Annotated in this window: 3 protein-coding genes; 1 reads left to right on the top strand and 2 read right to left on the bottom strand. The window is 62.2% G+C overall.

Annotated features, from left to right (window positions below; all coding sequences use genetic code 11):
• Positions 1-184: 184 nt before the first annotated feature.
• Positions 185-982 carry a lytic transglycosylase domain-containing protein gene (locus tag EN991_RS29560; protein WP_024504026.1) on the top strand — a complete coding sequence of 266 codons (798 nt, stop codon included), beginning with the start codon at positions 185-187 and terminating at the stop codon, positions 980-982.
• A 72-nt stretch (positions 983-1,054) separates the two neighbouring features.
• Here the strand turns inward: EN991_RS29560 and EN991_RS29555 are convergent, their stop codons facing one another.
• Both EN991_RS29555 and EN991_RS29550 read right to left on the bottom strand, forming a co-directional pair.
• The gene (locus EN991_RS29555; protein WP_127370077.1) at positions 1,055-1,576 is read right to left on the bottom strand and encodes a hypothetical protein; all 522 of its coding nucleotides are present in this window, start codon (positions 1,574-1,576) and stop codon (positions 1,055-1,057) included.
• Between the two features lie 5 nt (positions 1,577-1,581).
• Positions 1,582-2,805, bottom strand: coding sequence for an argininosuccinate synthase (locus EN991_RS29550; protein ID WP_127370076.1), 1,224 nt, complete (start codon positions 2,803-2,805; stop codon positions 1,582-1,584).
• Between the last annotated feature and the right edge of the window lie 274 nt (positions 2,806-3,079).

Here is a 3,079-nt window from a genome sequence, read left to right as displayed (position 1 = left end):
CCGCCGAGCCGGCGCCGATGATGACGACATCAACGTCTTGCATGCAGCCCCCTTGCCACAATAATCACTTGATCCTAGGCAAATTCCACGGCATTCGCCAGCATTGCAGCGGTGACAGTGACAAGTGCGCGTTTCGCTGGCAAGTTCGCAATTGGGACGTGATTCAGGCAACCAGGAGATCAACATGGCAATTCTTGCCAAGGGAAAGATGTTTGCAGCGGCCGCGATGGCGGTGCTTGCGCTGGCGACGGGCGCACAGGCAGCGGCCAGCTGCGGCAAGACCGGCGCCGGCTTCGAGGCCTGGAAGCAGGACTTTGCCGCGCAGGCCAGGTCGGAAGGTGTGGGCGCCAAGGGGCTGGCCGCTCTGGCCGGGGCGAACTACGCGACAAAGACGATCTCCGTCGACCGCGGCATTCACAAGGCCTTCAGCGGCTCGGTGGACGATTTCATGCGGCGGCGCGGCGGCGCGGCGATTATCTCCAAGGGCCGGTCGCTGAAAAAGTCGAATGCGGCGCTGTTCTCCAAGATCGAAGCGAATTACGGCGTGTCGCCGGGCGTGTTGCTGGCCATCTGGGGTATGGAAACCGGCTTCGGTTCGGCCATGGGCAACCAGAACACCGTCTCTGCGATTTTGACGCTTGCCTATGATTGCCGCCGCCCGGGGTTCTTCTACCCGCATGCGATCGCCGCCCTGAAGCTGGTCGATCGCGGGGCGCTGACAGCCTCGTCGGTCGGGGCCGCGCATGGCGAGATCGGACACACGCAGTTCCTGCCAGGAAACGTCCTGAAATATGGCGTCGGCGGCGGAAACCTGCGCGACAAGGGCACGGCGCTGGCTTCCACCGCCAACTTCCTCAAGGGCCATGGCTGGCGGGCAGGCGCGAGCGCGAGTGCGAATATGGGCGCGATTGCCGGCTGGAATTCCGCGAGCGTCTATCAGCAGGCCATCGCTCGTATTGCCACGGCGATCGACGGCGATTGACGGACCATGCACCGGGCAGGAGGCCCCGGCCATTTTTGACTTGATCGAAAACCCGGCGTGAATGCCGGGTTTTTATTTGATTTCGAGCGTGTAGGAGCAGCCGGCCAGGGTCTTGCCGGGATGGGACTCGACGGTCGAGACGTTGAGCTTGACGTCCGTGGAGAAGGTCAATCCTTCCGACTCTTCGGTGCTTTGGACAACGACCTTTTCGCCAAGGAATTTTTGCGGCGTGGAAAACACGGCCATGACGTCGAGTTCTTTTGCAAGCTCCGGCGCGGCAACGCCGTCGAGCACGGCCATCGGCCCCGCAGCGGTAAACACGATCGATCCTGTCTCGCGGTTGAACACGCGGATTTTGGCCGGCAGTTCGTATTGGCTGAGAAACGGATTGCCGGAGGCAACCTCCTTCCAGCCAAGCGTTTCAACGGCACCCGGTGCGCTGGACAGCCACAGGGCAAAGTCGTTGTAAGTCGGAACGTCCGCCCTGCACTCGATCAGCGCGGGAAGGTCAAGAGAGGCGGGGTCGAACTCCTGGCCGACGGCCGGCGTCGCCAGAACAACCAGCGGCGCCAGGCAGCGACCGAAACCGCGCATCCGCCCTACTTGGCGCGGTTGCGCGCTGCCAGCGTTCTCAGCCGCAGTGCATTGAGGCGGATGAAGCCGGCGGCGTCCTTCTGGTCATAGGCGCCACGGTCGTCCTCGAAAGTGACCAGCGCATCGGAGTAAAGCGTCTTCTTCGACTTGCGGCCGGTGACCATGACGTTGCCCTTGTAGAGCTTGAGCCGCACCGTGCCCTCGACGTCTTCCTGGCTCTTGTCGATCATCGCCTGCAGCATCAGCCGTTCGGGCGCAAACCAGAAGCCGTTATAGATCAGCTCGGCGTAACGCGGCATGAACTCGTCCTTGAGGTGGGCCGCACCTCGGTCGAGCGTGATCGATTCGATGGCCCGGTGGGCGGCGATCAGGATGGTGCCGCCTGGCGTTTCGTAGACGCCGCGCGACTTCATGCCGACGAAGCGGTTCTCGACCAGGTCGAGCCGGCCGATGCCATTGTCGCGGCCAAGATCGTTGAGTGTCGCCAGCATGGTTGCCGGCGACAATTTCTTGCCGTTCAGCGCGATCGGATCGCCCTTCAGGAACTCGATCTCGATCTCGGTGACCTTGTCCGGCGCGTCCATCGGCGAAACGGTGCGCTGATGAACGAATTCCGGCGGCTCCACCCACGGGTCTTCCAGCACCTTGCCCTCGGAGGACGAATGCAAGAGGTTGGCGTCGACCGAGAACGGTGCATCGCCCTTCTTGTCCTTCGGCACCGAGATCTGGTGCTGCTCGGCGAAATTCATCAGGTCGGTACGCGACTTGAACGTCCAGTCGCGCCACGGCGCGATGACCTTGATGTCGGGGTTCAGTGCGTAAGCCGAGAGCTCGAAGCGAACCTGATCGTTGCCCTTGCCGGTGGCGCCATGCGCGATCGCATCGGCGCCGGTTTCCCGCGCTATATCGACCAGATGCTTGGAGATCAGCGGCCGGGCGATCGAGGTGCCGAGCAGATAGGTGCCTTCATAGACGGTGTTGGCGCGGAACATCGGGAAGACGAAGTCGGCGACGAATTCCTCGCGCACATCGACGATACGGATGTCCTTGATGCCCATCATCTCGGCCTTGCGGCGCGCCGGTTCCAGCTCTTCACCCTGACCGAGATCGGCGGTGAAGGTGATGACCTCGGCGCCGAACTCGGTCTGCAGCCATTTCAGGATGATGGATGTGTCGAGACCGCCGGAATAGGAGAGCACGACTTTCTTGATGTCTTTGGTTTTGGACATTTGGCGGTTCCGCGACAGGAGTTCTTGGCGCGCGAGTATCACGGGGTTTCCGGCTTGCGCAAGAGATGAACGGCCTTGCGCAAGAGATGAACGGCCTTGCGCAAGAGATGAACGGCGCACGGCAGGGGTGACGAACGCGGGTGACGAGCTTTCGCTGTTGTGGCTTGGCTGATCGCGTGGGTTCCGATTTATCTCTTTTCAGTCCTCTGAGAACTTCGCCGTCAACCCGGCTCGGAGCGCTGGCGTTACAGCGCCGCGCGCTTTCAGACGTGCG

Source organism: Mesorhizobium sp. M7A.F.Ca.US.005.03.2.1 (assembly GCF_003997795.1).
In the GTDB taxonomy this organism is placed as follows: domain Bacteria; phylum Pseudomonadota; class Alphaproteobacteria; order Rhizobiales; family Rhizobiaceae; genus Mesorhizobium; species Mesorhizobium ciceri.
Note: the sequence above shows the minus strand (reverse complement) of the source record. Positions and strands in the feature narration are given on the sequence as shown.

Excerpts from the sequence above, each read along its gene's own strand:
- EN991_RS29560 (WP_024504026.1), top strand. The coding sequence starts at position 185 with ATGGCAATTCTTGCCAAGGGAAAGATGTTTGCAGCGGCCGCGATGGCG.
- EN991_RS29550 (WP_127370076.1), bottom strand. The coding sequence starts at position 2,805 with ATGTCCAAAACCAAAGACATCAAGAAAGTCGTGCTCTCCTATTCCGGC.
- EN991_RS29555 (WP_127370077.1), bottom strand. The coding sequence starts at position 1,576 with ATGCGCGGTTTCGGTCGCTGCCTGGCGCCGCTGGTTGTTCTGGCGACG.